Here is a 25150-nt window from a genome sequence, read left to right on the forward strand (position 1 = left end):
GGTAAGCCGATGTTCCTTGTCGAATCGCTGATAAAGTGAAATTTCATTTACTAGCGTCTTGTTTTTCTCTCCGCCCCTAAAAATGAAAGAACCTCCAACAAATCATCCACGACACGTGAATGTTCAAAGTCACCCCAAAATGAATCTCTCTTCCAAACGCCAAGAATGCCTATTTGTTCAGCTCCTATTACGTCATTTTCTGGATGGTCTCCAACGTAAAGGCATTCTTCTGCTTTTACGTTTAGCTTTTGCAAAGCTCGTTCGAAAATCTCAGGATGTGGTTTTTTAATTCCTTCTGCTTCTGAAATGAAAATTGTGTTTGTATACGTATGTATGTTTAGTGCTCGAAGGGTGCTCATCTGAAATTTAGTAAAGCCGTTTGTAATAATACCAATTTTAATGTTTCGCTGAGTTAGTTGTTGAAGTAATTCATGCATGTTTTGGAAAGGAATACAATGATGTTGGAAGTTTGTAATGTAGTCGTGCAGCAGTTGCTCTTGCGTTAAAGTGGTAATGTTGTATTCGCAAAGGAGAGTGGAATATACCTTATCTTTCCACGTGTAACCATTATTGTCGAGTTCGAGAAAACGAGAGCAATACTCGAATTTTTCTATGTTTATCAAATGAAAGGCGAAGCGATTATATTGATCGCGAATAAATTGCTCTAGAGATTGGCGACGATCTAATAGTGTTCCATCTAAGTCAAATAAGATTGCTCGAATCATGGGAAACCTCCATACAGCTTTTATAATTAATTATCGCATATTCGTTAAAAAATGATTATGATATTTTTGTAGAATGGAATAATGGAGGTGCGTATGAAGAAACTGTATGGCAAGTTAATGTGTTTTATGATTTCAACGGGCTTAGTAGCTGGATGTGATATGTCGGAGCAAACTTCGAAAAGAGAGAAAAAAGATGTGTGCGAAACGACAGAAGAATGCACACAAATAGGTGATAAAACACTTCAAAAAGTATATAAAAAGATAGATGGACTTTCAGAACTTGAAGTACTAGAGGATTATGATTTAGAAGGACATTCAAGTAACGATATGAAAGAAGCAGAAATGAAAAAAAAGGATGATGAAAATTATTTCTTTTTAGCTTCTTATTATATCGATGGTGATGAAATTGTAGATCCTTATTTCGATAAACTAGATCGCAAACGATTGAATAAGGCTTTTGCGGAGGATAAGGACGCGAAAGAAGAAGTATTAAAGCAACGTCAAGATAGGGATTATCATGAATCGTTATGGGAGATGTATAGCACGCTTATTCCTGCTAAGTATCGCACTGACATAAAAGAGTTTGATATGGTAACAGATGGATACGATGGAATTGTGGCTCATGTTATGCCGAGTATGGAGTATCCGAAAGAGTGGACCATTAGTTTAGATACGCTTGATTCTGCAGTAAATATCGATCAAGTGATGAAAACATTAATACATGAGACGGCTCACGTATTAACGCTGGGACATAAACAAATACCAGTAAATGAAAAGTACTTAAAGGCTTTTGAAGAAGATAAAGATATTTCATCATACCAAAATAAATGTAAATCTCTTTTCTTACAAGAAGGATGTGCGAAGGAGAGCTCTTATATAAATCAATTTTATAATTCTTTCTGGAAACCAATTGACCAGGAGTGGACAGAAAAGAAAGTGGAAGAAAGCGAAGAAGCTCAAATTGAATTTTTTAAGGAAAAGCATGGTGAGTTTGTTTCACTGTATGGGACGACAAATGTGGCAGAGGATATTGCGGATACATTTACAGCGTTTATTTTACAAGATTCAAAAAAGGTGAAAGAAGGAACAGAATTAAAATATAAAAAAATTATCTTCTTCTATCAATTCCCCGAGCTTGTAAAAATGAGAGCGGAAGTGTTAGCGGGATTATATGATGTTTCGAAAACGATAGAACAACCAAGTGGACACTAATGCGAATTATGTGTTCGATATATTTTAGCCAAGGGAAAACGTGAAGAATTATAGTTCTTTGCGTTTCTTTATGTTGATAAAATTGAAAATTCTGTCTTTTTTTAAAAAAGAAGAAGGAACTGAATCATTAAAATAGAATTAGTATAAAAACGTCACAAATTAGACACAATTATAATGCGCATAGTATAGGGGCTATAAGTTTACTCTCGAGGAGGTAATGAAACGTATGAAAACGATTCTTGCTGTTGCTGGTCTCATTTGGGTAATGTCTCACGGTTTTCCGATTTTTGAAGGGGAGCAAATTCGTAGTGCATTAAATAAAGAGTTTAATGATTATCATATTATTGATCGAAAAGATAATGTCGTTACGGTGCGTGTGAAAGATTGTTTCCATACAGTTACGGTTGCTAATGGGAATATTGCAGATGATTCGAAAATGTGTGATAAAAGGTAGAAGAAAGAAGCTGACTCTAGCATATCGCTCTAAGTCAGCTTTTTTTTCGTTTTCCAATAAGGAGTTTTTCAAATGCCTCGACAAATACATACATAAGAGTTGCGAGGACGCAAGTGAGCATTACACTGAGCAAGACGAGTGTGAAGTTAAAGACTTGGAATCCGTAGCTAATTAAATAGCCAAGTCCTTGTTTAGAAACGAGGAGTTCCCCGAAAATAACACCGACCCATGATAAGCCAACATTCACTTTTAACGTTGAAATAATTGCAGGGAAAGATGAAGGGAGAATAACGTGCTTATAGCATTGCCATTTATTTGCGCCAAATGTGTCCATGACCTTAATATAGTTGGAATCGACTTCTTGAAATGCGCTGTAAATAACGAGAATGGTAATGATGATGGAGATGATTACCCCCATTGCGATAGAGGATGAAATATTTGGACCGAAAATAACAATGATGATTGGACCGAGTGCAACTTTTGGCATTGCATTTAGGACGACGAGATAAGGATCAAGTACGCGGGACAAAAGTGGCATCCACCAAAGGAGAGTAGCAATAATAGCTCCGAGAACAGTTCCGAGAATGAAGCCTACTCCTGTTTCAAGTAATGTCGTCCATATGTGGACCCAAAGTGAACCGTCAATCCATTTCGTTAAAAAGAGATCCCAAATACTTGAAGGAGAGCTAAAGAGTAAAGGATCAATCCATTCTTTTTTACTAGCTATTTCCCATATTGCAAAGAAAAGAACAAGAAGTACAAGTTGTAAAGAGCGAGCTAACCATGCATGTTGTCTTTCTTTTTTTCGAAACTGTTCATGTAGTTGTTTTATATTATCCAAGTCGTTCCAGCTCCTTCCATATTTCTTGGAAGAGGGATGGAAAGTCATGGTGGTGGCGTGCTTCTAACGGCGATAAGGAACGGATACTTTCTGGAACGATGAATGTTTTTGCGATTTTTCCAGGGTTCGCCTGCAGTAAATAAATACGATCACTCATCGCAATTGCTTCTTCAATATCATGTGTCACAAGTAGGGATGTTTTCTTATAGTTACGTAGTAATGTGAAGACGAGATCTTCTAGTTTTAATTTTGTTTGATAATCAAGAGCGGAAAATGGTTCATCTAACAATAAAATTTTTGGGTCGGTCGCTAATGTTCGAACGAGTGCAGCACGTTGGCGCATACCACCGGATAGTTCACGAGGGTATTGCTGTTCTATATCATATAGGCCGACTTGTTTTAAAAGCTTTAATGTATGTTCTTTCGTATTTTCATCATAAACCTTCCGAATATGAAGTCCGAGCATAATATTTTCTTCAATTGTTTTCCACGGAAACAAGTAATCTTGCTGGAGCATATAGCCCATAGAGGGGGTCTTAGTTGTAATCGGTTCACCATCTAAAAATACGATACCTTCAATTGGATCAAGTAGCCCTGCGATGATGGAGAGGAGCGTTGTTTTTCCGCAACCACTTGGACCAAGGATTGAAATAAATTCGCCTTCTTCTACTTGCAAACTCATATCTTCAAGAATAAGTTTGGCATTTTCTTTTGCAAAAAAGCAGTGAGAAACGTTACGTATTTGTAAAAAGCTCATACACTTCGCCTCTATTTCTTAATAACGCTTTCGGCAATTTTTGTATTGACGAGCGCTTCATGTGGAACTTCTTTTTGTAATTCACCAGATTCTTTCATAATCGTTTGGAGTTGTTTCCATTCTACATCATCTAATAATGGATTTGTCGCATATGAATGTTGTTTTTTGTAGCGTTCAATTACTTTTACTGAAATGTCTTTTGAAGTGTCTTTAAATAGTGGTGAAACGGCATCGGCAATCTCTTCTGGACTATGTGTATCAACCCATTGCTGCGCCTTATATAGTGCGCGCGTGAATTTTTCTGCAGCAGCTTTATCTTTCTTTAAGAAACTTTCTTTTGCCATAAACGTTGTATAAGGGACAGTACCAGATTCAGCTCCGAAAGACGCGACGATATAACCTTTTCCTTCTTTTTCAAGTATACTTGCAGTCGGTTCAAAGAGCTGTACAAATTCTCCCGTACCAGATGCAAAGGCATTTGCAATATTAGCAAACTCGATATTTTGAATTAAGTTCGTATCTTTGCGAGGGTCAATGCCATTTTTCTTTAAAACGTATTCACCAACCATTTGCGGCATGCCGCCTTTACGCTGTCCTAAAAACGTAACGCCTTTTACGTCGTTCCAATTAAAAGAGTCTAATTTTTTACGGGAAACTAAAAATGTGCCATCTGTTTGTGTAAGCTGCGCAAAATTAATGACAGGATCTTTTGCTCCTTGTTGATGAACATAAATAGACGTTTCTGAACCAACGAGAGCAATATCAATTCCGCCAGATAAAAGGGCGGTCATCGCTTTATCTCCGCCAGCTGTTGTTTGTAAGTCAATATTTAAACCTTCATCTTTAAAAAATCCTTTTTCAATTCCAACATATAATGGTGCGTAGAAAAGAGAGTGTGTAACTTCGCCAACGCGAATTTTTTGAGCTTGTTCTTTCGTACTTTCCTTTGTACTACTACAAGCAGCGAATGTGAAAACAGCTAGTAACATGATGCAAAAAACGGTTATTAATTTTTTCACTATATGACACCTCCTAGAAGTCAATCTACAAGCATAATATGTAGGTAAGTGCCCATATGTGAGTATAGATAGCAGGAATTTTTCGGGTAATAAAGAAGTACAAATATAAGGGGTGATAAAATGGATTACGAATACGATGATAGCGTACATTTACATCTTGATTATTTCGGAACTGAATGTGATATGGAATCGATTGCTTATAAGAGGAAGCATGAAGACGTGTGGGATGTGTATTTTAATTTTGGAGTATACGGTCTTCAGAAAGAGGAGATAGAGACAGGTCGGTTTATGGACGAATATGCTGGTTATTACGTTTTTTCTGTACATGCTCGTGATTTGAGCTGGGAGTTTGGAAGTGCTCAGTTTGAGGAATGGGTTTTGAAGAACCATATAGTAGAAAGAACGCTTCAAAAATAGGGAGGAATTTTGTGTTTGAATTTCTCATCTTATTGCTTATTTGTGTAATTGGAATTTACATCATGCAAGTGCTCACTTACCGATTCGCAAAGAAAAATATTCATAAATATAAGGAAATGAAATGGATTCATATGTGGCTAGACATGACTATGAAAAAGGGTCCGAGATTAGATTTGTTTGATTTTGTACTTATAGTAATCGTAAGTATCATATGGAAAATATGGATGCTTCCTCTTGTATAGTAAACATGCTAATCATCGTATCCTAATAAATAACGAAAAGAACCTGTCATATGACAGGTTCTTTTCTATTTGTAGCATGTAGTGTTACATGGAAAATCCAATGTATACGACAAATTACGACAAAGGGGTTTATACATATTTGTTATTCTATTAAAGGTCATTATTTGTAATGTATATATAGGAGGATTTTTTAATGTTAAAGAAATTATTATTATTTTTGCTTATGAGCTTATGTGTAGTGGTTTTAACAGCTTGTAAAGATGAAGAGGAAAAGCTGAAAGCATCGGAAGAACAGAAAATAGATGAGAAGAAAGTTGAAGAAGATAAGAAGGTAGAAGAGCAGCAAAAAGCAGAGGAAGAAAAACGTAAGCAAGAAGAGCAGCAAAGAGTAGAAGAAAAACGTAAGCAAGAAGAGCAGCAAAGAGTAGAAGAAAAACGTAAGCAAGAAGAGCAGCAAAGGGTAGAGGAAGAAAAACGTAAGCAAGAAGAGCAGCAAAGAGTAGAGCAAGAAAAACGTAAGCAAGAAGAGCAACAGAAGATTCAGCAACAACAGTCTGCACAACAAGAGAGAACACAAAAACAAGAAAAAACAACAGAAGCAACAGAAGCAACAGGTGGTAAACCGACAAGATCACAAATTTCGGTTGGTTCACATGTAGTTATTCAATTAGATAAAGATTATAGTAAAACAGTGAGCGGTGTTGTGAAAGATATTTTAACAAACACGGAAACACATCCGTACGGAATTAAGGTTCGATTACAAGATGGACAAATTGGCCGTGTTCAAAGTGTTGGATAAATAAAAAAAGAGGTCGTCCATTTTTGGACGACCTCTTTTTTTATTATGCTTGGCTAGTGCGGAAAAATGGAAGCTTCTGCACAGCGTAAACTAACCCGTATGCAAGAATTAAGCACATAAGAGGGTTAATGAAAAATCCGTAGCGATTAATTGCTAAGAATAAGTTTGAGAAGATGATGTAAATAACAGAACTTGCTACTAGCATCATAACGCGCTTATGCTTAAATGAATTTAGCATGAAGCAGAAACTGCTCAAGAATGTACCGATGATAAAGACTCTATGACACATTTGTATAAAGTTATGAATACGGTATTGGTCTACAGCAGGAGCTGTTTTGAATAACTCAATTGTTTTACCGACAGTGAACCAAGAGAACCAATATGTGAAGTCCGTTTTAAATCCATTTTTGATTAAATCTTTTGCGTATGCATTTTTATCATCTAAGCCCTGGGCTTTCATTTGGTTAACTACATTTTCATAGCCAATTTTGTTAAATGGATCTGCACCGGCAATTAATGGGTCTGCACCTTGGGTTGAGAATAAGATAAATTGATTGAACGCTAAATAGTTACGAACAACCCAGGCACCGATAATAAAGAACGGGCCAATGAACCATAATAATCCAATTCGAATTGAGTCTTTAAATCCATATGTGAATAAGACGACAAGAACAGGAATGAGCATCATTGGAGCTGGATTTGGGCGGAACATAAGTAAAATGGAAACGACAATTCCAAACCATATATGGAATTTTGTTTTATTGTATTTCCATGCGAGAACAAATACATACACGCTTAACGATAATAAGAATATTGAAGGAACTTCTGTTAGTAATGTACGGAAGTATGTATAGTTACTTGGATAAATAGCATATAAAATACTCGCAACAATTCCATAAATATTCTTTTCAAATAACTCTTTCCCTATTAAGAATACTAATAACACTGTGCAAAGGTTTAGTATCATATTAATAACAGTTGCTACGTAATAGTAAGGAAGTGATGTAACATCAGAAATAATCATAGCACCAGCTAATAATAGCGGCTGACCTGGTGTGATGTATGCATTTTTTCCAGGCACTTCACTAGGTTCTAAATAAACATAGCCAAATACACCATGTTTTAATAATTGTTCAGCTGTTAACGAATAGTTAAAGGCATCATTTGCACCATATGTTACTTTGACTAACTCTCCATCTAATCCTGGCTGTTTTACTAGACAAAAAACGTGCAGTAGGAAAGAAAGCGCCAAAATTGCATATACCGCTTTAGGTAGATTTTTAAACTTATTTAGCAAAAATGAGCATCTCCTTTTTTATTGTTTCTTTCGTATTTTCATGATAAAACCCTATTAGTATTAAGGTTTTCCAAAACATAGTTATTATATCATAAAGTGGAATGAAGGAAGTTAGTTTTTTAAGAATGAATAGTTGGTATTCCAAAAATTAACTGTTGATTAAGGGAGAATTAAGAAACTACAGTTATAGTAGAATCCAGTGTGAAGACGAAATGCATGAAGTATGTTATCTTAATAGAAACTGTTTTTACGGTGCGGGGTGAAATTAATAAACAGAAAAGAGGGAATGAATTGAGGTGTGATTTTTCATTTCATCAGCCAAGAAGAAGTATATTAATTTCAGCGATGTTAAGTGGCCTAGTAACCCTATATGTAATACCCACACTTTTTTTGATTTTAAAATATTTTAGTTTAGATACGATGAAAGATATGTTAAATCAAAAAATTGTCTTAAGTATAATGACAATTTTGATGTGGATTGTACTATTGTATGTTGCGCATTTGAATAAAGATATTGTTAATAAATTTAAACCGATTATTCGGATTTATATTAGAATGTTTTTAGTAGCGCATGTGGTTACTTTGCTTTTTATTTTCACGCAAAATAATATGAATCTCGTAAATACACTGAATTGGATTTACAATTATAACGCACAGTTTATATTTAGTTTAATTGTAATTTATGCGATATATGTTTTGGTGTATAACGTGCTTGGGAAAGTTTTTTTGAGTACTATTTTGGCAAGCATTTTGCTAATCATTTTGGCTATTGTAAATCACTTCAAAATTGTTTTTAGGGGAGACCCACTATATCCTTCTGATTTTACACAGATTGGACATATGCAATCTGTTATACCAATGGTGATGGATTATTTTAGTTGGGGTTATATTCTTCTTGTTATTGTAAGTGTTGTTGTCTGTATTTTGGCGGGTATGTATGTGAGGAAGTACATTCAAAATGTAAAAGTTCATGCAGGCGTACGAGTTCTATTTATAATAGGATCCGTTTTTATTTTATATGTGTATGGTAATTTTACGAATACGTTTATAAATAAATGGTTTCAAAAGTCGGGTATAGAGTTCGTTTTGTGGGATCAAAATGAAAATTATGCTTCAAATGGTTTTGTGCTAGGATTTATAAGTAATTTAGATACGACAGTCATTGAAAAGCCGAAAGATTATTCAAAAGAAAATATGCTTCAAATAGCAAACGATATAAAGAAACAATATAGTAGCAATATAGGGGCGCAGAAGCAAAAAGAGAAACCGAATATTATTTTTGTAATGAGTGAATCGTTTTGGGATCCAACGAAGTTAACGAACCTGTCCTTTAGTGAAGATCCTTTACCGAATTTGCATCATTATATAGAAAATTTTCCTGGTGGACAAACTATTTCTCCTACATTTGGAGGAAATACTGCGAACGTTGAATTTGAGGCGTTAACGAGTTATTCAATGAGTTTGTTAAAGCCAGGATCTATACCATATCAGCAAGCCGTTACAAGTCAGATAGAAGTTCCATCTATTCCTCGAGCGCTGAAAAAAGAGGGGTATTACACAAGCGCTATTCATTCGTTCGGTCGCTCATTCTTTAAACGTGATGATGTATATAAAGTGTTAGGATTTGATAAGTTTAATGCACAAGATACGATGAAAAATGTAGAAGTTGATGGAGACTATATTAGTGATTTATCTATGAGTAAAGAGATAATAGCTGAATTAGAGAAGCAAAAACAACCTACTTTTATTCATGCAGTTACGATGCAAAATCATTTTCCATTTACAGAAGGAAGATTTGGCGAAAATCAAATCGAGATTAGTGGATTAGAAAATGAAGAATCGAAGGCTGAATTAGAGACTTATACAGAAGGTTTAAGACGTTCAGATGAAGCTCTTCAATATTTAATAGAGGAGCTAGATAATTTAGATAGACCTACATTATTAGTATTCTTTGGGGACCATCTTCCGTCGCTAGGAACAAATAAATCTCTTTATAAAGAGAATGGGTATATAACGAATGAAAAAACGCCAAGTGAACGATTAGCGATGGCGCAAACGCCGTTATTAATGTATGCAAATTTTGATATACCAAATGACAATTTAGGTTTAGTAAGTCCAATTTATTTTTCAAATCTTGTCTTTGATTATGCTGGATTAAATAAGGTACCATTCTATCAATTTTTATCGAAGTTATATGAAGAAATTCCTGTACTTCGTGACGAATTGAGGATAGGAAAAGACGGAAAAGCAATAAAAATTTTAACAGAAAAACAAAAAGAAATGCTAAAGCAATATGAGCTTATTCAATATGACTTACTCGCCGGAAAGCAATATAGTAAGGATATATTATTTAAATAAGCGAAAAAAAGAACTTGTATACGATACAAGTTCTTTTTTCATAGTATTTAACGGGGTAACCAGACAAGCTAGGTTTAGGGAGTATTACTTGTACATTTAGTATAAAGTAAAATAGAATCGTTTTAATAATTGATTTGTGAGAAGTATGTGAATTTTTCATCTATTATATAATTGGACAATTTGTTTAATTTTAATAGAATCAGTTCCAGATTTATTATTAGTTTTTAGTTTACAATTATTTGTTGTGTGGATTTATAAACAAACAGGATTTCGAGTGGTTAGTATTTATGCGTTTAACGATGAGCGTGTTTATTTTTTATCTATTCTTTGTATGACAATTGTTCCAACTCTTCATTTTTTCCGCATTATCGTTTTATTTTTAATGGAAGAGAAGAATAAGTCATATGTGGAATTTGCTCGTGCAAAAGGTAGTTAAGAAAAAAGAATTTGCCGTAAGGGCAAATTCTTTTTTTACTGTAAAGGAACTATGAATTTAAAAATTTTATCAGTTCCTTATTTAATTCATCCGCTTGATCGATTGGAGAGCCGTGGCCACTATTTGTAAGAGGATATAGTTCAGAGTTTTTAATTCGCTCTTTTGTTAGCTCAGCACTTTTATAAGGGATGAGTTGGTCGTGAACACCGTGGAATATTTTTGTTGGGACGTTAATTTTACTTAAGTCCTTCGTTACGTCTTCGTTTGCAGCGGCTTGCAAAATTTTGATGAGAGCATAAGAAGCGGACTGCATACCGAGATAGGAAAACCATTCTAACGTGGCAGCTCCTAAGTTTCTATTAAAAAATGATAAAGATACATCACTTAGAAACTTAGGTAAATTTACATACATTTGAGCAATCAGAGCATCTGCTTGTTCTTTCGGTACGCCGTAAGGGGATTCTTGGTTTTTCACGAAAGAAGGAGAGACAGCATCCACTAATGCAAGTTTGGAAATACGACGCCCATTATATCGTGACATATACCGAATAGAGAGAGCGCCACCGACTGAGAAGCCGACTAACGTAGCATTTTCTATTTGAAGTGCATCTAATACAATTGCGATATCATCAGCTAAACGATCATAAGTGTAACCAGTCCATGGTTTATCAGACTGTCCGTTTCCTCGTATATCCATGGCGATGCAGCGGAAACCATGTTGTGGTAAGATATTAAATTGATATTGGTACATTTGATGATTTAAAGGCCAGCCATGAACGAAGAAGACAGGTTTATTTCCAGGGCCTGGGTTAATATCCTCAACAAAAATGTGTACATCTTTTTCCACTGTAACGAACATGACGTATCCTCCTCATGTATTTTAATAGGCTCTTTCCCAAAATCGCTGTTTTGTCATTGCCTGAATAAATTCATTCGCAAGTAAGGTAGGATTTTGTTCTGTTATAACGCCAGGTTTTCCTTCGATGTTTAAAGATTGAACAATAGTAGTTCCATTTTGGAAAGCGCCAATTGGCTTAAAGTGATTATACGATTCTACGACAAATGAACTTGCTTTGTTAAGAAAATGATCATTAATATTTCCGCCAATAAGAAGTAGCCCATCATAAAGAAGTGGTGATCCTGTTAAGAAAGTATCATTCACTTCCCACTGTCCATTTTGAGAGCCTTGCACAAAACCTAATCGTTCGGAAATAATAACGGGCTGAAGACCGGCTTGTTTGAATTGATTTATAATATATTGTGCGTTTTGACCGTCATATCCGTTTGCGACAATGACGCCTACTCGTAATGTATTTGGGCTGAATGTTGTATGTTCCATACTTAGTGCTGGTGAGGATTTTGTAACATTTGATTCTTGAACATTTGGCACTGTTGCCCCGACTGCTTCAGCTACTAAAGTAGCTAATTCTGTACTTATATGACCAATCATACCTACGACTTGTTGGCAAACTGATTTACTTTTTACTTTTCCTAATTCAAAGGAAAAGGCCTGCATAATATGGATTCTTTCGACGTGGCTCATACTATTCCAAAATAAACGGGCTTGTGAGAAATGGTCTTTAAAACTAGCGGCTGTTTCTCTTGTTTTATGTCCAGAAACAGTAGAAGGATATGTAACGAAACCGCCTTTCGTACCAGGTACAGTAAAGGGAGAGTTATTAGCTAAAGAGTTATTATGGTAAGCGACTTTTCCTTTATCAATTATATATTTAGACGCACCATCTCTTTGATTGTTATGAAAAGGACATACCGGACGATTAATCGGTAACTCTTGATAGTTTGTACCGACGCGTGCTAATTGTGTATCTGTATAAGAAAATAGTCTACCTTGTAAGAGAGGATCATTTGTAAAATCGATACCGCGGACGATGCTTCCAGGGTGCAGTGCGACTTGTTCTGTTTCCGCAAATACGTTATCAACGTTTCGGTTTAACGTCATTTTTCCGATGATCTTAACAGGGAAGTCTTCTTCCGGCCAAATCTTTGTTGCATCTAATATATCGAAATCGTATTTAAATTCATCCTCTTCTTCTAAAATTTGAACGCCAAGTTCGTACTCAGGGTAGTTTCCGGCATTAATATTTTCCCATAAATCACGGCGATGATAATCTGGATCAGCGCCGCCTAGTTTTTGAGCTTCATCCCAAATTAACGAGTGAACGCCAAGCTTTGGCTTCCAGTGGAATTTTACGAATCGTGACTTTCCGTGCGTATTAACTAAACGAAATGTATGAACGCCGAACCCTTGCATCATTCGAAAACTTCTCGGAATTGCGCGATCCGACATAATCCACATCATCATCGCAGCTGATTCTTGATTATTGGCGATAAAGTCCCAAAAAGTATCGTGTGCTGTTTGTCCTTGGGGAATCTCATTATGTGGCTCTGGTTTAAGAGCATGAATAAGATCCGGAAATTTAATACCATCTTGAATGAAGAAAATCGGAATGTTATTACCCACTAAATCGAAATTTCCTTCCTCTGTATAAAACTTAACAGCGAATCCTCGTACATCTCGGTTCGTTTCATTTGCACCTTTTGATCCAGCAACTTCAGAAAAACGAATAAAAATAGGTGTCTTTTTAGATGGGTCTTGTAAAAAATGAGCCATTGTTAAGTCTTCTAAAGAATCATATAGCTCAAAAACACCATGTGCTCCGTAACCGCGGGCATGAACGACTCTTTCAGGAATTCGTTCACGGTCAAAATGAGCGAGTTTTTCTCGCATCAGGAAATCTTCTAAAAGTGTAGGACCACGATCGCCGGCGGTTAAAGAGTTTTCATCATTTGAAATTTTGACACCCGTATTCGTTGTCATCTCTTTTCCTTCATTGTTTTTCGTAAAGGATTGTAACTGTTCTATCTTCTTATTTTCACGACCGTCCATATAAAGCACCTCCCATATTATACGTATTATTGTTCATGGTTTTTATGCTTACATATGGTGTGGGGAAGTATATTATCTATGGATTGATTTTCCTCATTTGTTCAATTTATCTTTGTTTGTCTATGAAAATCATTTATTATAATAAATGGTATTCTTTTGAAGGGGTGTTGAAGTGGAAGAGAGTTTTCTATCAGCTAAAGAAGAAAAGAAAAACGCTAAGATTTTCTTATGGGTAATACATGTTATTTTAATTGTATACGAGGTTGCATACGCGATTATATTAGAAGATACAATGCCTTTAGGAAATTGGCATAAAGGGATATGGAAGCTTGCATATATTATGGCTATATTAGGTATTAGTGTTTACTTATTTGAGAGAGAAAAAGCATATTTAGTTAAATATACATATTTATTTGCATACATGATCGCAGAGACTTTTAATATTGGATGGTATGCTTTTCATAATAGAATAGCATTTGATGAAGGGAATGTAATTGAATATATTTTTATTTTCTTCGTACCGATCTTTTTGAGTAAAAGATATTTATTTGTCTTAGCGCCATTCCTTATAGGGAAATATATGATATACCTATTTGTATTTGGAGAACTTAACCTGTTTATGTCTCTTGTTATAAATATGGTGTTACTTTTCGTGTCATTTATTATTTTAAATCGATTTTTACAATATCTTTCAGCAGTAAAGGGACGTATTGCAGAGGCAAGTCAGTCACAAAAATTGGCGGTTATCGGAAAAATGGCAGCGACAGTCGGACATGAAATTAAAAACCCACTTGCTTCATTAAAAGGGTTTACGCAATTACAAAAAGAGAAACACGAAAAAGATGCAACATATGAACAAATGATTCTCGAAATCGAAAATATGAATAATATGATTAGTGAATTAATGGAGGTTGCTACATGTAAACCTTCTGTTTATGAAAAACACATTGTAAGTGATGTTTTAGTACAAGCGGTAGAAAACATGCGCGGAAAAATGAACGAGTTAAATATAAATTGCACCTTTAATGAAGAACAAAATAGAAGTGAAATTGAATGTGATAAACGCAAATTAAAAGGAGTATTTTTGTATGTTATTAAAAATGCTTTAGAGGCAATGGAACATGGCGGAACATTAAAAATACAAGTTGAAAATAAAAAAAGAGATTATGTAATAGTAAGTATAGTAGATAGTGGTTTTGGGATAAAAAAGGATAATTTAGGACGAGTTAAGGATGCTTTTTATACAACGAAGCAAGATAGAATTGGATTAGGTCTTACGGTAGCAGAGCGAATTATGACAGAGCATCTTGGAGAATTACACATTTCTAGTGAAGTAAAGAAAGGAACGAGAGTAGAAATACTGCTCCCGAAAAAATGTGAGCACAATGTGTCACAAGATTAAGAGGTGTTGTTAAAGGAGTTATCATATGGAAAAAGGAAATATATTTGAAAAAGAAGAGATAAAGGCATTAATAATATTTTTAAGCTTATTCTTCGTTATATTTTTTGCGTATGATTTTGCTGAAAAAGTTATTGTCCTTTTATCAGATAAAAATCAAAAACTAGCAGATGCTTTTGGAGAAGGATTAGGTTTATGGCTATATAGTTTGATGGTTGGATTATTCTTTATAGGACTTTATTTTATGAAATGGAAAAAGCCGTATATTGTGAAGTATATTATTTTAATTGGCTATAATATATTGGATTTTATTAATAACTTCATTATTTATTACGGAAGTGATGCGGAATTTGATGGCGGGAATATAGTAGAAGGATTCTTTATTTTATTTGCACCGATATTTGTGAATAAGAGGTACTTTTGGTTAGTTGCCGGAACTATTGTTGGAAAATATGCACTTATGGGATTCGTTGTTCAATCCTTTATCGTTCTTATCCCAATAGCATTATATAGCGTGTTTGTTATTATATGTTGGATTATATTTTTAAGATTCCAATCTTACGTTCGTACACTTGAAATGATGGATAAAGAAATACAAAATGTAGAAAAATTAGCGATGGTTGGAAAAATGGCGACAGTAATTGGTGATAAGATTAGACGACCGTTAGAAAAATTGAAAAAACTTGTGAATAAGCAAGCGAAAAAATATCCAGAAGATAAGATTTATAGTGAAATTATGAGACAGGAAGTAGAGCGAATTTATACAATTGCTACAGAACTAAATGGGTTTGAGAAATCTAAATCGGTAGAATCCGAAACGCATAATATTAAAGAAATCATCTCTTATGTTATCAGGGTTATGGAAAAGCCAGCTTTAGAACAAGGGATAAAAATGCATGCTATTTATAGTAAAGATATACCATCAATTACATGTGAGGAAAAACGATTGAAACAAGTATTTTTTAATTTAATAAAAAATGCGATTGAAGCAATGTCAGTTGGCGGAACTATTACTATAAAAGTTATAGTGGAAGATGTGATCATTGTTCAAATTATAGATGAGGGATGCGGCATTCCGAAAGATAAAATTCCGAAGCTAAATGAAGCTTTTTACACAACGAAAGAAACTGGAACAGGCTTAGGATTAGTAGTTACGGAAAAAATTATTAAAGATCACCACGGTAAATTGAACTTTGAAAGTGAAGTTGGAGTTGGAACGACCGTTGAGATTATGTTACCGATTTAATTATAGTGGGAAATTTTAAAAAGGGGAAATCACTTTCTTGAGAGTGATTCCCCTTTTCATTGTAGAGGGGATGTTTACAACATTGACAAACTGTACAAATTCACAATCCAAAATATGGGTGTTTTAAAGCGAGAGTATATAATGAATTTGTCTGTTATTTGTTTTCATTTATTTGTAATTTTTTTGCCTCGGTAGCGAGGTTTTTGTGAAATGAACGATTTGTAAGTGTGGGCTATATATCAGTGATTAGAAAAATAGAATATACAGCACTTGCCGTAATCCCGGGGGCAATATAAAGAGATATCGCATCCCCCCTCGAAACAGGGTTTCCGGTTGTAATACTAGTCCAAGTTACAGTGGCAGGTCCAGGTGCTGGAGTAGGGTTATACACTTGAGGTTGTCTAGAGCCAATATCCGTAGGTTTAATTGAAAATGTCATAGTTCCCGTAATTTTATCTGTAGTAGTTAAAGTAATAGTGGATAGGATGTAACTAGAGGTAGGGACAGAGAGGTTTGTTGGGACATTCCTGCAAATATCAATCGTATAAACAGCAGCGGGTAAGTTATTAATATTTATAGATGTAGCAAAACCAACTATATTTCCAGCTCCAGCAGTTACATATGGAATAACGTTAGAATCAATTCCTGGAGAACCTGCTATACGTTGAAACCCAGCGTTCGTCCCTTGAAAAACAATACTTTTCGCTGTTGAACTACCAGCAGGTCCAGTAGTTCCGGTAGAACCAGTGACTCCAGTAGCTCCGCTAGAACCAGTGGCACCAGTAGTACCGGTAGAACCAGTAGTTCCGGTAGCTCCGGTAGAACCAGTGACTCCAGTAGAACCGGTAGAACCAGTGGCACCAGTAGAACCGGTAGAACCAGTAGCACCGGTAGTTCCGGTAGAACCAGTAGGACCACCTTCTACCAATACGATATAATCTTGAGACACATTCGGAAATCCTTGAGGTGCATCTTTTTTTACAACATAGCCGCTACTCGTGTAAGTGACAACTTGTCCCGTTTTATAGTTAGGAGCGGCTGCTAGACTAAAAGCGGTAGTACTTTGCAAACCGGCCCCGGTAGGCCCGGCATTGCCAGTAGGTCCAGTAGCACCAGTAGGTCCAGTAGCACCAGTGGGTCCAGTAGCGCCAGTAGGTCCAGTGCTACTAATAGAACCGCTGTTGCGTCTACCGTCACAACTAAAGCAATTGCGTTGGTACATATATTATCTCCTTTCTATATTTTTGAAAATCTAGTTTTAAAAGTAGAACTACTATATATATATTGTAGATTCTATATTTTTGTGTGGTCGATCGTATTGTGTATATAGATTTTAAAAATAGGGGAGGTGTTATTAGTTTTATAACGACCAGGTCTCCTGCGGAATCAAAGTAACATCTACATCAAAATTCTCTTTAAACCAATCATACATCAATGTCTCTTTCACTAAATATTCAGGGGCAGAGTGTGACACACCGATGAGTGACATATTTGTTTCTTTCGCATAATCCATAATGAGTGAGTATTTATGCCTACCATAATCATTGTCGATATGGCAATGGATTTCTCCTGTAATAAATGATTAAGTTATTGTTCTATTTCTTTTAAGGCTGGCATGTTTGGTAATCCTCCTTAAGATAGTTCTTACTTTGTTAGTTGTTTTTGTTTTTTATGGAAAAATAAGAAGCGGATAGGAAACAAATAAAACCTAGAATCCAGCCAATAGAAGGAGAATAGGGAAGTATATGTTGTAATACCATTCCGCTAGAAATAAAAAAGCTACCTAATAGACCTAAGAAAATGAGATATCGCTGTAGTTTGAACATCAGTGATACAACCTCCCACGCATTAACTGCCCGTAAAAGCCTGATTGGCGAGGGCTAATAATCAGAGGGGGATGGATACCCCCTGATTAAAGTTTCACTTTATCACATATATTTTATAGTAGTCTTAATTTTCTGCATATAAAATCCAAGAAAAATGGTGGTACAATATATAAATGATACGAGAAGAGAGGATGTAGGTTAACACATGTACGTTACTGTAACAGAGGCAGCATATAAAAAGATTATGGATACGATTCCAAGTGAAACGAAATATATAAAGTTATTTTATGATAATGAAGGTTGCGGTTGTGTTATGAGCGGGATTATTGATTTAGTAGCCGTTTCAGAGAAAGATGAGCGCGATGTAGATATCGAATCAAGCGTACTAAACTTTATTGCAGATCGTACAAAGCTTGTATTTATGGATGATAAATTAACAGTTGATTGGCATGAAGTTGGAGGGACTTTCCAGCTGAAGAGCCCAAGCCAGTTTTATAATCCGAATATGAAGTTACATGTTCGAGTATAATGAAGAAAGAAGGAGTATATAATATGCTCCTTTTTCTTATAGATTTTTTCACATAATGAAATGTACATATAGTTGAATTTTCTGTATAATTCTCTTTGCGGAGGGGGTTGTGCATGAAAAGATGGGGAATTGAGTTATTAATTTTAAGTGTCGTTATTATTTGGGGGATTAACTATACGATTGCGAAATATGGACTTTTAGAATTTACAGCAATTGAGTTTACTGCAGTTCGAATGATGACAGCAGCACCACTACTGTTATTACTTACGTTCTTTATCGAAAAGTCACTTTATATGGAGCGAAAAGATATACCAAGATTAATCATTGTTAGCACGGTAGGTATTGTACTGTATCAAACGCTATTTATGGAGACTGTTAAATATACATCCGCTACAAATGCTTCGTTACTCATTTCTATTTCACCTATTTTTACAACTTTATTTGCGATTTTCTTGAAACAAGAAAAATTTTCTTCTCGAAAGTTAGTTGGTTCCATGATTGCCTTTGTTGGTGCTACATTAGTTTTAGTAGCGGGGCATTCACTCGCTAGTTCTTTCTACGGAAATGGGATTGGACTTATTACATCAATATGTTGGGGACTTTATCCCGTTTTAGCAGGGCCGCTTATTAAAAAATACTCAGCATTACGTGTTACTGCATGGTCGACATTAGTTGGAGCGATTCCGCTCTTATTGTTAAGTGGTCCACATGTATTTGTCATGCCATTTCACATTACACACGGAATGACACTATTTGCTTTACTATATTCTGTTTTCTTTGTAACAGTATTCGGTTTAGTCATGTGGTATGTTGGTGTACAAAAAATAGGTGCGTCGCACACGATGGTATATATGTATATTACACCGCTTGTAGCGGTTTTATTTGCAGCTATATGGGCAAAAGAATATATTTCATTACAGCAAATTATTGGTGGAATCATCATTTTCTTCGGTTTATGGTTTGTGAAATCAGAGAAAGTAGAAGCTAATTCTATCGTGCAAGAACCTATATCAAAATAGGAAAACAGATCACCTATGATCTGCTTTCCTATTTTTTTATTTTTGGTAAAAATACGAGGAATAAAATGGCAGTGATAAGTGGGATTAAATTAAGAAAAGGAATGCGGAAGAGTGTAATTAGAATAATTCCTGGAAGAAGAACACCGAGGACAGCATAGAAAATACTATGTTTTTTCATGTACCAATATAATGAAAGTCCAATAAGTGCAGGAACAATGAGATGAATGAGAGCCATTAAAAAATAAATCATTAGACGCCCCCTTTAATTATGTGCTTATTACATCATATCCGTATGTTCATAGATTGATATCAATTTTTTCATAATTGGACGAAAATGTTTTGAAAAACGTCACATTTATGAGGGATTCTATATTAGAAATCTTGTATAATATTATTTCCTAAAAGCATTTTAACAACATAAACATACCGTCTATGTTGTTTTTAATTTGAATGAAATAGATTTTAAGTAGTATGGACTCGAAAGAAATGAGTTATACAGCTTTTGTTGGATAAATAGAAAAAACATTGAAGGGGAGTACAGCATGATTAGTTTGTCATTAAAATCGTTTAAAGTTCAATCATATTATCTACTAGGTATTCTGTTATTAGGCTGGATGTTAACACCGTTTTCAGCACATTTTCTAGGTGCAGGAATTGGACTTATTGTAAGCATGTATTGTGTTTGGATTTTAGGAAGGCGTATCGAAAAGCTTGGAGATAGTATAGTAAAGAAGACGAAAGCGCCGACGCTTGGTATGTTTAATCGCTTTGCAGCTGCAATTTTGGGTGCTATTATCATGTACGAAATTGAGCATCATATGGTAATGTGGGCATTTGCAGTAGGTATTCTGGGTGGTTATTTCTTAATCGTTATTAATTTAGGGTATTATAGTATGAAGGATGAGGAAGAATTACCGAAGGGCTGAAAAAGATAAAAAGATGAAAAGCCTCTTTTTAGATGGAATAGAGGATCCAGCGGTGGATAGAAGCGGTCAGAGCCTTTTTTAGCCCCATGCGGTGTGAAACCAGAGCGAGGTAGTGAGCAGGAATATAATTTATATGTTCGAAGCCGTAATTTGTATATATGAAAATCTGGTTATTTAAATTGGAAATTGGCTTACTCTGGAATAAGGGATCCGGCGATGGATAGTACAACAGGAAGCGTAACTTTGTATAAAATATAGGTTTCCGCTTCCAATAAGTTAATATGAAATCACTTAGTAGTATGACTCTTAGGTTCTTTAAAAAAGTTGGATACAATACAACAAACTATTCCGGTAATTAGAATAATGTATTTTATCGTTTCACTTGTATGCTCAAATAAATTAACGTTAAGCATTACAAGTCCCCAAAACATTTGAATCGCTCCATAACTGAATAAAATTTTTCCTGTACGAGAAAAATTTTTCATGGGTCTCACCCTTTCCTTTATATGTAAAATATATCATAGGAAACTACAAACGAATGATTATAAAATGAATTTCCTGTAAGTTTATGGGTATTGGTATGCAATAGATGAAGAGATTAAAGTTTCACTTTATATAAGATATAGAAAGAAGCTTACGTTTTTAACGTAAGCTTCTTTTTTATGTAAGTGTGTGTAACCGTTAAGCCGCATTGGGTTTTGTCGGTGAGTACGCGGAACTTTACGGTTACACGACACTTATTCATATGAGTAAAAGGGTTATTCCAACAGAAAATTTGTAATTAAGCGATTGGACCGCCTAAGTTAATAATAGCTTCAGAAACGCTATCGAATTTTTTGAAGTTTTCTTTAAATTCGTTTGCAAGCTCAATTGCTTTCACTTTGTAAGCATCTTTATCAGCCCAAGTTTGTTCAGGCATTAATACTTCATCAGGTACACCTGGAACATGACGAGGTACTTCAAGGCCAAAGATGTCGTGTTTTGCAGTTTCAGCTTTAGCAAGTTCACCGCTTAGTGCTGCTTGAATCATTGCACGAGTGTAACCTAAGTTCATACGTTTACCAACGCCGTATTCGCCACCAGTCCAGCCAGTGTTTACTAAGAATACTTTCGCATCATGTTTCTCGATTTTTTCACCAAGCATTTCAGCATAACGAGATGCATCAAGCGGTAAGAACGGTGAACCGAAGCAAGTAGAGAATGTAGCTTGCGGAGATGTAACACCGCGCTCTGTTCCTGCTAGCTTACTAGTGTAACCGCTTAAGAAATGGTACATAGCTTGTTCTTTTGATAACTTACTGATTGGAGGCAATACGCCAGATGCATCAGCAGTTAAGAAAATAATTGTATTTGGATGTCCTGCAACACTTGGCAGTACGATATTGTCAATCGCATGCATAGGGTATGCAGCACGTGTATTTTCTGTTAAAGTAGTATCGTTATAGTCAGCGATGCGTGTTTGACCATCAATGACAACGTTTTCTAAAACTGAACCAAATTTGATTGCATCGAAGATTTGTGGTTCTTTCTCATGAGAAAGGTTTACACATTTTGCATAGCAACCGCCTTCAATATTGAATACGCCGTTATCAGACCAACCGTGCTCATCGTCACCGATTAATTTACGGTTTGGATCAGCAGATAATGTTGTTTTGCCTGTTCCAGATAAACCGAAGAATAGTGCTACGTCGCCTTCTTCGCCTACGTTTGAAGAGCAGTGCATAGAAAGAATGTCTTGTTCAGGTAGTAAGAAGTTCATAATAGAGAAGATTGATTTTTTCATCTCTCCAGCGTATTCTGTACCACCGATTAGTACGATACGTTTTTCGAATGAAACCATAATGAATGCTTCAGAATTTGTACCGTCAATTGCTGGATCTGCTTTGAAGTTTGGTGCAGAAACAATTGTGAACTCTGATTCGTGAGTTGCTAATTCTTCTTCATTTGGACGAATAAATAATTGATGTACGAACAAATTATGCCATGCATATTCGTTAACTACTTGAATTGGTAGGCGATAGTTGCGATCAGCGCCAGCAAATCCTTTGAAGATGAATAACTCTTCTTTTTCTTTTAAGTATTCTAAAACTTTTATATATAATTTATTAAAATGTTCTTCAGAGATCGGTTGGTTCACGGCTCCCCAAGCAATTTTGTCAGCAACCGATGCTTCCTTCACAATAAATTTATCCTTAGGAGAACGTCCTGTGTATTTTCCTGTTGAAGCAGAAACGGCACCAGTAGAAGTTAATTTCCCTTCGTTTCGCATTAATACTTTTTCCACTAATTGCGGAACACTTAATTGAATCTGTGCATTGCTTCCGTTCAATAATTCATGTAAACCAATTTGGACATTCACAGTACTCATATTTATATACCATCCTTTTCATTTAATGAAATATTTCTCGTAATCCCCATCAATAGTATAACACAATTATATAAATAATGTATACTATTTATTTATTTTTGTTTGTGTGAATGTATCATTTCCCTATTAATATTTCATTCTATGGGTATTGAGAAAAACTTTCAGGAAAATGTGAATATTAATTGACAAATGAATATCATTTCTTTAGTATAGGTTGGGACGGATACTCTCTTATCCCGAGCTGGCGGAGGGACAGGCCCGATGAAGCCCAGCAACCTCATTTGTAGTGGTAAATACAGGTGAATAGGTGCTAAAACCTGTGCGAGGCTAACGGTCTCGAACGATAAGAGCAAAGGGCAAAAAGCAGTATGCAAGTAGCAAATTAAACCTTTCCTCTATGTTAAGTAGGAAAGGTTTTTCTGTATGCTTGTGTGGGAGAATAAATGTATGTCGCAGTTTGTGGCAAATTAAGGATGAGTTCCGTACAATATATACAATTACTGTAGGGAGGTTTACCACATGACAAAAAAACGTCATCTGTTCACATCTGAGTCTGTAACTGAAGGACATCCAGATAAAATTTGTGACCAAATTTCTGATTCAATTTTAGATGCGATCTTAGCAAAGGACGCAAATGCACGTGTAGCTTGTGAAACAACTGTAACAACTGGTTTAGTATTGGTAGCGGGGGAAATTACGACTTCTACTTACGTAGATATTCCAAAAATCGTTCGTGAAACAATTCAAGGCATTGGTTACACACGCGCAAAATACGGATTCGATGCAGAAACTTGTGCAGTTTTAACATCTATCGATGAGCAATCTGCTGACATCGCTATGGGTGTTGACCAAGCACTAGAAGCACGCGAAGGTCAAATGACTGACGCTGAGATTGAGGCAATTGGTGCGGGAGACCAAGGTTTAATGTTTGGCTTCGCATGTAATGAAACACAAGAATTAATGCCACTTCCAATCTCGCTTGCTCACAAATTAGCTCGTCGTTTAACTGAAGTACGTAAAGATGACACATTATCATACTTACGTCCAGATGGAAAAACGCAAGTTACAGTTGAGTATGATGAAAATGGTAAACCTGTACGTGTGGATACAATTGTAATTTCTACACAACATCATCCAGATGTTACGTGGGAAGAAATCGATCGCGATTTAAAAGAGCACGTAATTAAAGCTGTAGTTCCAGCAGAATTAATGGATGGAGAAACGAAATTCTTCATTAACCCAACTGGCCGCTTCGTAATTGGTGGACCACAAGGTGATGCTGGTTTAACAGGACGTAAAATCATCGTTGATACTTACGGTGGATACGCTCGCCATGGCGGTGGTGCATTCTCTGGTAAAGATGCAACGAAAGTTGACCGTTCTGCAGCATATGCAGCTCGTTATGTTGCGAAAAACATCGTAGCAGCTGGTCTTGCTGACAAAGCAGAAGTACAACTTGCATACGCAATTGGCGTAGCACAACCAGTATCAATTTCAGTTGATACATTAGGCACTGGTAAAGTATCTGAAGACGTATTAGTAGAACTAGTTCGTAACAACTTCGATCTTCGCCCAGCTGGTATTATTAAAATGCTAGACTTACGTCGCCCAATTTACAAACAAACAGCAGCTTACGGCCACTTCGGGCGTACTGATGTAGATCTTACATGGGAACGTACAGACAAAGCAGCTACTTTAAAAGAGCAAGCTGGTCTATAATATATGAAAAAAAGCTTTGCGCTGTGTGCGCAAAGCTTTTTTTATTTGGTTTTATCCCGTAAAAGCCCGATTGGTTTAACTAATAATCAGTGGGGAAGAACAAAATCCCCACTGATTAAAGTTTCACTTTATTTACTACTTGAATGCAAGAACTACAATAAACTTCCCCGTCTAGCTCAATATACTTCTTCATATTTGTCATACCACTTGCCGGAAATGGCATATGAATCCACGCTTTTTCATACGTTTGTATTTCCTTTTCACATGATTTACAAAGGATTGGTTTCTTATGGAACATAGACGGTCACCCTTTCAGTTGGCGTGCTTTTCCTGCGCAAAAAGCACTGCTCAGTAAAAATAGCGTTGCGAATATAATACTCACTAATGTAGCGTATGGAATTGCTCCTTTTAGAGAAAAACCGACAGTGATGGAAGCAACAAATAAGAGGATGAATGTTGTTGTTAATTTTTTGTATAGTTCCATAGTGAGTGAACCTCCAAATTATTTTGTAATTTAAAATGAAATCTACTATGTAGAAAATATAAGGGGACTTAAAGAGTAGCTAATGGTGTGTAGTCCAGGCGTATAAGAAAGTATATTTTCCTTTTTGTGGTCGTATATACTTATATTGTATCACGGTGCATCATTGGCT

At 35.6% G+C, this 25150-nt stretch carries 26 protein-coding genes, 1 pseudogene and 1 riboswitch; of the genes and pseudogenes, 13 read left to right on the forward strand and 14 right to left on the reverse strand.

Features of this window, described 5'->3' with window-relative positions; translation table 11 throughout:
• Positions 1-50 precede the first annotated feature (50 nt).
• Positions 51-725: an HAD family hydrolase gene (locus JFU54_RS07885; RefSeq protein ID WP_012261870.1), complete on the reverse strand. Its 675-nt coding sequence runs from the start codon at positions 723-725 to the stop codon at positions 51-53.
• 93 nt (positions 726-818) lie between these two features.
• On the opposite strand from JFU54_RS07885, the gene JFU54_RS07890 reads away from it, so the two are divergent.
• Both JFU54_RS07890 and JFU54_RS07895 read left to right on the forward strand, forming a co-directional pair.
• Positions 819-1937, forward strand: a complete 1119-nt coding sequence (locus JFU54_RS07890; protein ID WP_016102904.1) for a hypothetical protein — start codon at positions 819-821, stop codon at positions 1935-1937.
• 226 nt (positions 1938-2163) lie between these two features.
• Complete coding sequence (locus JFU54_RS07895) at positions 2164-2391, forward strand: hypothetical protein (RefSeq protein ID WP_002129567.1); 228 nt, start codon at positions 2164-2166, stop codon at positions 2389-2391.
• A gap of 34 nt (positions 2392-2425) precedes the next feature.
• Here JFU54_RS07895 and JFU54_RS07900 read toward each other — a convergent pair whose 3' ends face one another.
• Genes JFU54_RS07900 through JFU54_RS07910 form a run of 3 tightly spaced genes read right to left on the reverse strand, consistent with a single transcriptional unit; the run spans position 2426 to position 5008 of the window.
• Positions 2426-3232: an ABC transporter permease gene (locus tag JFU54_RS07900; RefSeq protein WP_201064156.1), complete on the reverse strand. Its 807-nt coding sequence runs from the start codon at positions 3230-3232 to the stop codon at positions 2426-2428.
• Entirely contained in the window at positions 3225-3989 is a 765-nt protein-coding gene (locus tag JFU54_RS07905; protein WP_002034467.1) for an ABC transporter ATP-binding protein, read from the reverse strand. The genes JFU54_RS07900 and JFU54_RS07905 overlap by 8 nt, the downstream gene beginning before the upstream one ends.
• Positions 3990-4000: 11 nt before the next feature.
• Positions 4001-5008: an ABC transporter substrate-binding protein gene (locus JFU54_RS07910; protein ID WP_201064157.1), complete on the reverse strand. Its 1008-nt coding sequence runs from the start codon at positions 5006-5008 to the stop codon at positions 4001-4003.
• Positions 5009-5128: 120 nt separating this feature from the next.
• Between JFU54_RS07910 and JFU54_RS07915 the strand changes: the two genes are divergently transcribed.
• The 3 genes from JFU54_RS07915 to JFU54_RS07925 all read left to right on the forward strand — a co-directional run bounded on the left by JFU54_RS07915 (position 5129) and on the right by JFU54_RS07925 (position 6466).
• Positions 5129-5425, forward strand: a complete 297-nt coding sequence (locus tag JFU54_RS07915) for a DUF3986 family protein (RefSeq protein WP_002034469.1) — start codon at positions 5129-5131, stop codon at positions 5423-5425.
• A gap of 11 nt (positions 5426-5436) precedes the next feature.
• Positions 5437-5667 (forward strand): hypothetical protein, encoded by a 231-nt coding sequence (locus JFU54_RS07920; RefSeq protein ID WP_002034470.1) that lies wholly within the window; start codon positions 5437-5439, stop codon positions 5665-5667.
• A 193-nt stretch (positions 5668-5860) separates the two neighbouring features.
• A complete protein-coding gene (locus tag JFU54_RS07925; protein WP_201064158.1) occupies positions 5861-6466 on the forward strand; it encodes a YwbE family protein in 606 nt (201 codons plus the stop codon).
• Positions 6467-6509: 43 nt separating this feature from the next.
• On the opposite strand, the gene JFU54_RS07930 is transcribed toward JFU54_RS07925, so the two are convergent.
• On the reverse strand, positions 6510-7763 hold the full coding sequence (locus JFU54_RS07930) for a glycosyltransferase family 39 protein (RefSeq protein ID WP_012261866.1): 1254 nt from the start codon (positions 7761-7763) through the stop codon (positions 6510-6512).
• 291 nt (positions 7764-8054) lie between these two features.
• Here JFU54_RS07930 and JFU54_RS07935 point away from each other — a divergent pair, with 291 nt between their 5' ends.
• Positions 8055-10121, forward strand: coding sequence for an LTA synthase family protein (locus tag JFU54_RS07935; RefSeq protein WP_201064159.1), 2067 nt, complete (start codon positions 8055-8057; stop codon positions 10119-10121).
• Positions 10122-10308: 187 nt separating this feature from the next.
• Positions 10309-10557 (forward strand): hypothetical protein, encoded by a 249-nt coding sequence (locus tag JFU54_RS07940; protein ID WP_227590928.1) that lies wholly within the window; start codon positions 10309-10311, stop codon positions 10555-10557.
• A 49-nt stretch (positions 10558-10606) separates the two neighbouring features.
• Here the strand turns inward: JFU54_RS07940 and JFU54_RS07945 are convergent, their stop codons facing one another.
• Together JFU54_RS07945 and JFU54_RS07950 are read right to left on the reverse strand one after the other, a co-directional pair.
• Positions 10607-11416, reverse strand: coding sequence for an alpha/beta fold hydrolase (locus JFU54_RS07945; protein ID WP_201064160.1), 810 nt, complete (start codon positions 11414-11416; stop codon positions 10607-10609).
• Between the two features lie 21 nt (positions 11417-11437).
• On the reverse strand, positions 11438-13465 hold the full coding sequence (locus JFU54_RS07950) for a catalase (RefSeq protein WP_201064162.1): 2028 nt from the start codon (positions 13463-13465) through the stop codon (positions 11438-11440).
• A 172-nt stretch (positions 13466-13637) separates the two neighbouring features.
• On the opposite strand from JFU54_RS07950, the gene JFU54_RS07955 reads away from it, so the two are divergent.
• Complete coding sequence (locus JFU54_RS07955) at positions 13638-14867, forward strand: ATP-binding protein (protein WP_201064163.1); 1230 nt, start codon at positions 13638-13640, stop codon at positions 14865-14867.
• 25 nt (positions 14868-14892) lie between these two features.
• Complete coding sequence (locus tag JFU54_RS07960) at positions 14893-16110, forward strand: ATP-binding protein (protein ID WP_201064165.1); 1218 nt, start codon at positions 14893-14895, stop codon at positions 16108-16110.
• Positions 16111-16342: 232 nt separating this feature from the next.
• Here JFU54_RS07960 and JFU54_RS07965 read toward each other — a convergent pair whose 3' ends face one another.
• Both JFU54_RS07965 and JFU54_RS07970 read right to left on the reverse strand, forming a co-directional pair.
• Complete coding sequence (locus tag JFU54_RS07965; protein ID WP_201064167.1) at positions 16343-17332, reverse strand: collagen-like triple helix repeat-containing protein; 990 nt, start codon at positions 17330-17332, stop codon at positions 16343-16345.
• A gap of 138 nt (positions 17333-17470) precedes the next feature.
• Positions 17471-17692 (reverse strand): annotated as a pseudogene (locus JFU54_RS07970) (Nif3-like dinuclear metal center hexameric protein); the annotation flags it as partial.
• Positions 17693-18141: 449 nt separating this feature from the next.
• Here JFU54_RS07970 and JFU54_RS07975 point away from each other — a divergent pair.
• Complete coding sequence (locus JFU54_RS07975; protein WP_002089124.1) at positions 18142-18465, forward strand: iron-sulfur cluster biosynthesis family protein; 324 nt, start codon at positions 18142-18144, stop codon at positions 18463-18465.
• 113 nt (positions 18466-18578) lie between these two features.
• Entirely contained in the window at positions 18579-19484 is a 906-nt protein-coding gene (locus tag JFU54_RS07980) for a DMT family transporter (RefSeq protein ID WP_201064169.1), read from the forward strand.
• Positions 19485-19512: 28 nt separating this feature from the next.
• Here the strand turns inward: JFU54_RS07980 and JFU54_RS07985 are convergent, their stop codons facing one another.
• Positions 19513-19734 (reverse strand): hypothetical protein, encoded by a 222-nt coding sequence (locus JFU54_RS07985; protein ID WP_002015710.1) that lies wholly within the window; start codon positions 19732-19734, stop codon positions 19513-19515.
• A 292-nt stretch (positions 19735-20026) separates the two neighbouring features.
• Here JFU54_RS07985 and JFU54_RS07990 point away from each other — a divergent pair, with 292 nt between their 5' ends.
• Positions 20027-20410: an ATP synthase subunit I gene (locus JFU54_RS07990; RefSeq protein WP_201064171.1), complete on the forward strand. Its 384-nt coding sequence runs from the start codon at positions 20027-20029 to the stop codon at positions 20408-20410.
• 287 nt (positions 20411-20697) lie between these two features.
• On the opposite strand, the gene JFU54_RS07995 is transcribed toward JFU54_RS07990, so the two are convergent.
• The gene (locus JFU54_RS07995) at positions 20698-20895 is read right to left on the reverse strand and encodes a hypothetical protein (RefSeq protein WP_002089120.1); all 198 of its coding nucleotides are present in this window, start codon (positions 20893-20895) and stop codon (positions 20698-20700) included.
• A gap of 296 nt (positions 20896-21191) precedes the next feature.
• Complete coding sequence (gene pckA, locus JFU54_RS08000) at positions 21192-22778, reverse strand: phosphoenolpyruvate carboxykinase (ATP) (RefSeq protein ID WP_002034448.1); 1587 nt, start codon at positions 22776-22778, stop codon at positions 21192-21194.
• 228 nt (positions 22779-23006) lie between these two features.
• Positions 23007-23128, forward strand: a riboswitch (SAM riboswitch).
• Positions 23129-23297: 169 nt separating this feature from the next.
• Between pckA and metK the strand changes: the two genes are divergently transcribed.
• Complete coding sequence (gene metK, locus JFU54_RS08005; RefSeq protein ID WP_002015707.1) at positions 23298-24497, forward strand: methionine adenosyltransferase; 1200 nt, start codon at positions 23298-23300, stop codon at positions 24495-24497.
• A 115-nt stretch (positions 24498-24612) separates the two neighbouring features.
• On the opposite strand, the gene JFU54_RS08010 is transcribed toward metK, so the two are convergent.
• Complete coding sequence (locus JFU54_RS08010; RefSeq protein ID WP_201064173.1) at positions 24613-24795, reverse strand: hypothetical protein; 183 nt, start codon at positions 24793-24795, stop codon at positions 24613-24615.
• A gap of 6 nt (positions 24796-24801) precedes the next feature.
• Positions 24802-24981, reverse strand: a complete 180-nt coding sequence (locus tag JFU54_RS08015) for a hypothetical protein (protein ID WP_002067722.1) — start codon at positions 24979-24981, stop codon at positions 24802-24804.
• Between the last annotated feature and the right edge of the window lie 169 nt (positions 24982-25150).

This window comes from Bacillus sp. TH19 (assembly GCF_016651075.1).
Lineage (GTDB): Bacteria > Bacillota > Bacilli > Bacillales > Bacillaceae_G > Bacillus_A > Bacillus_A mycoides.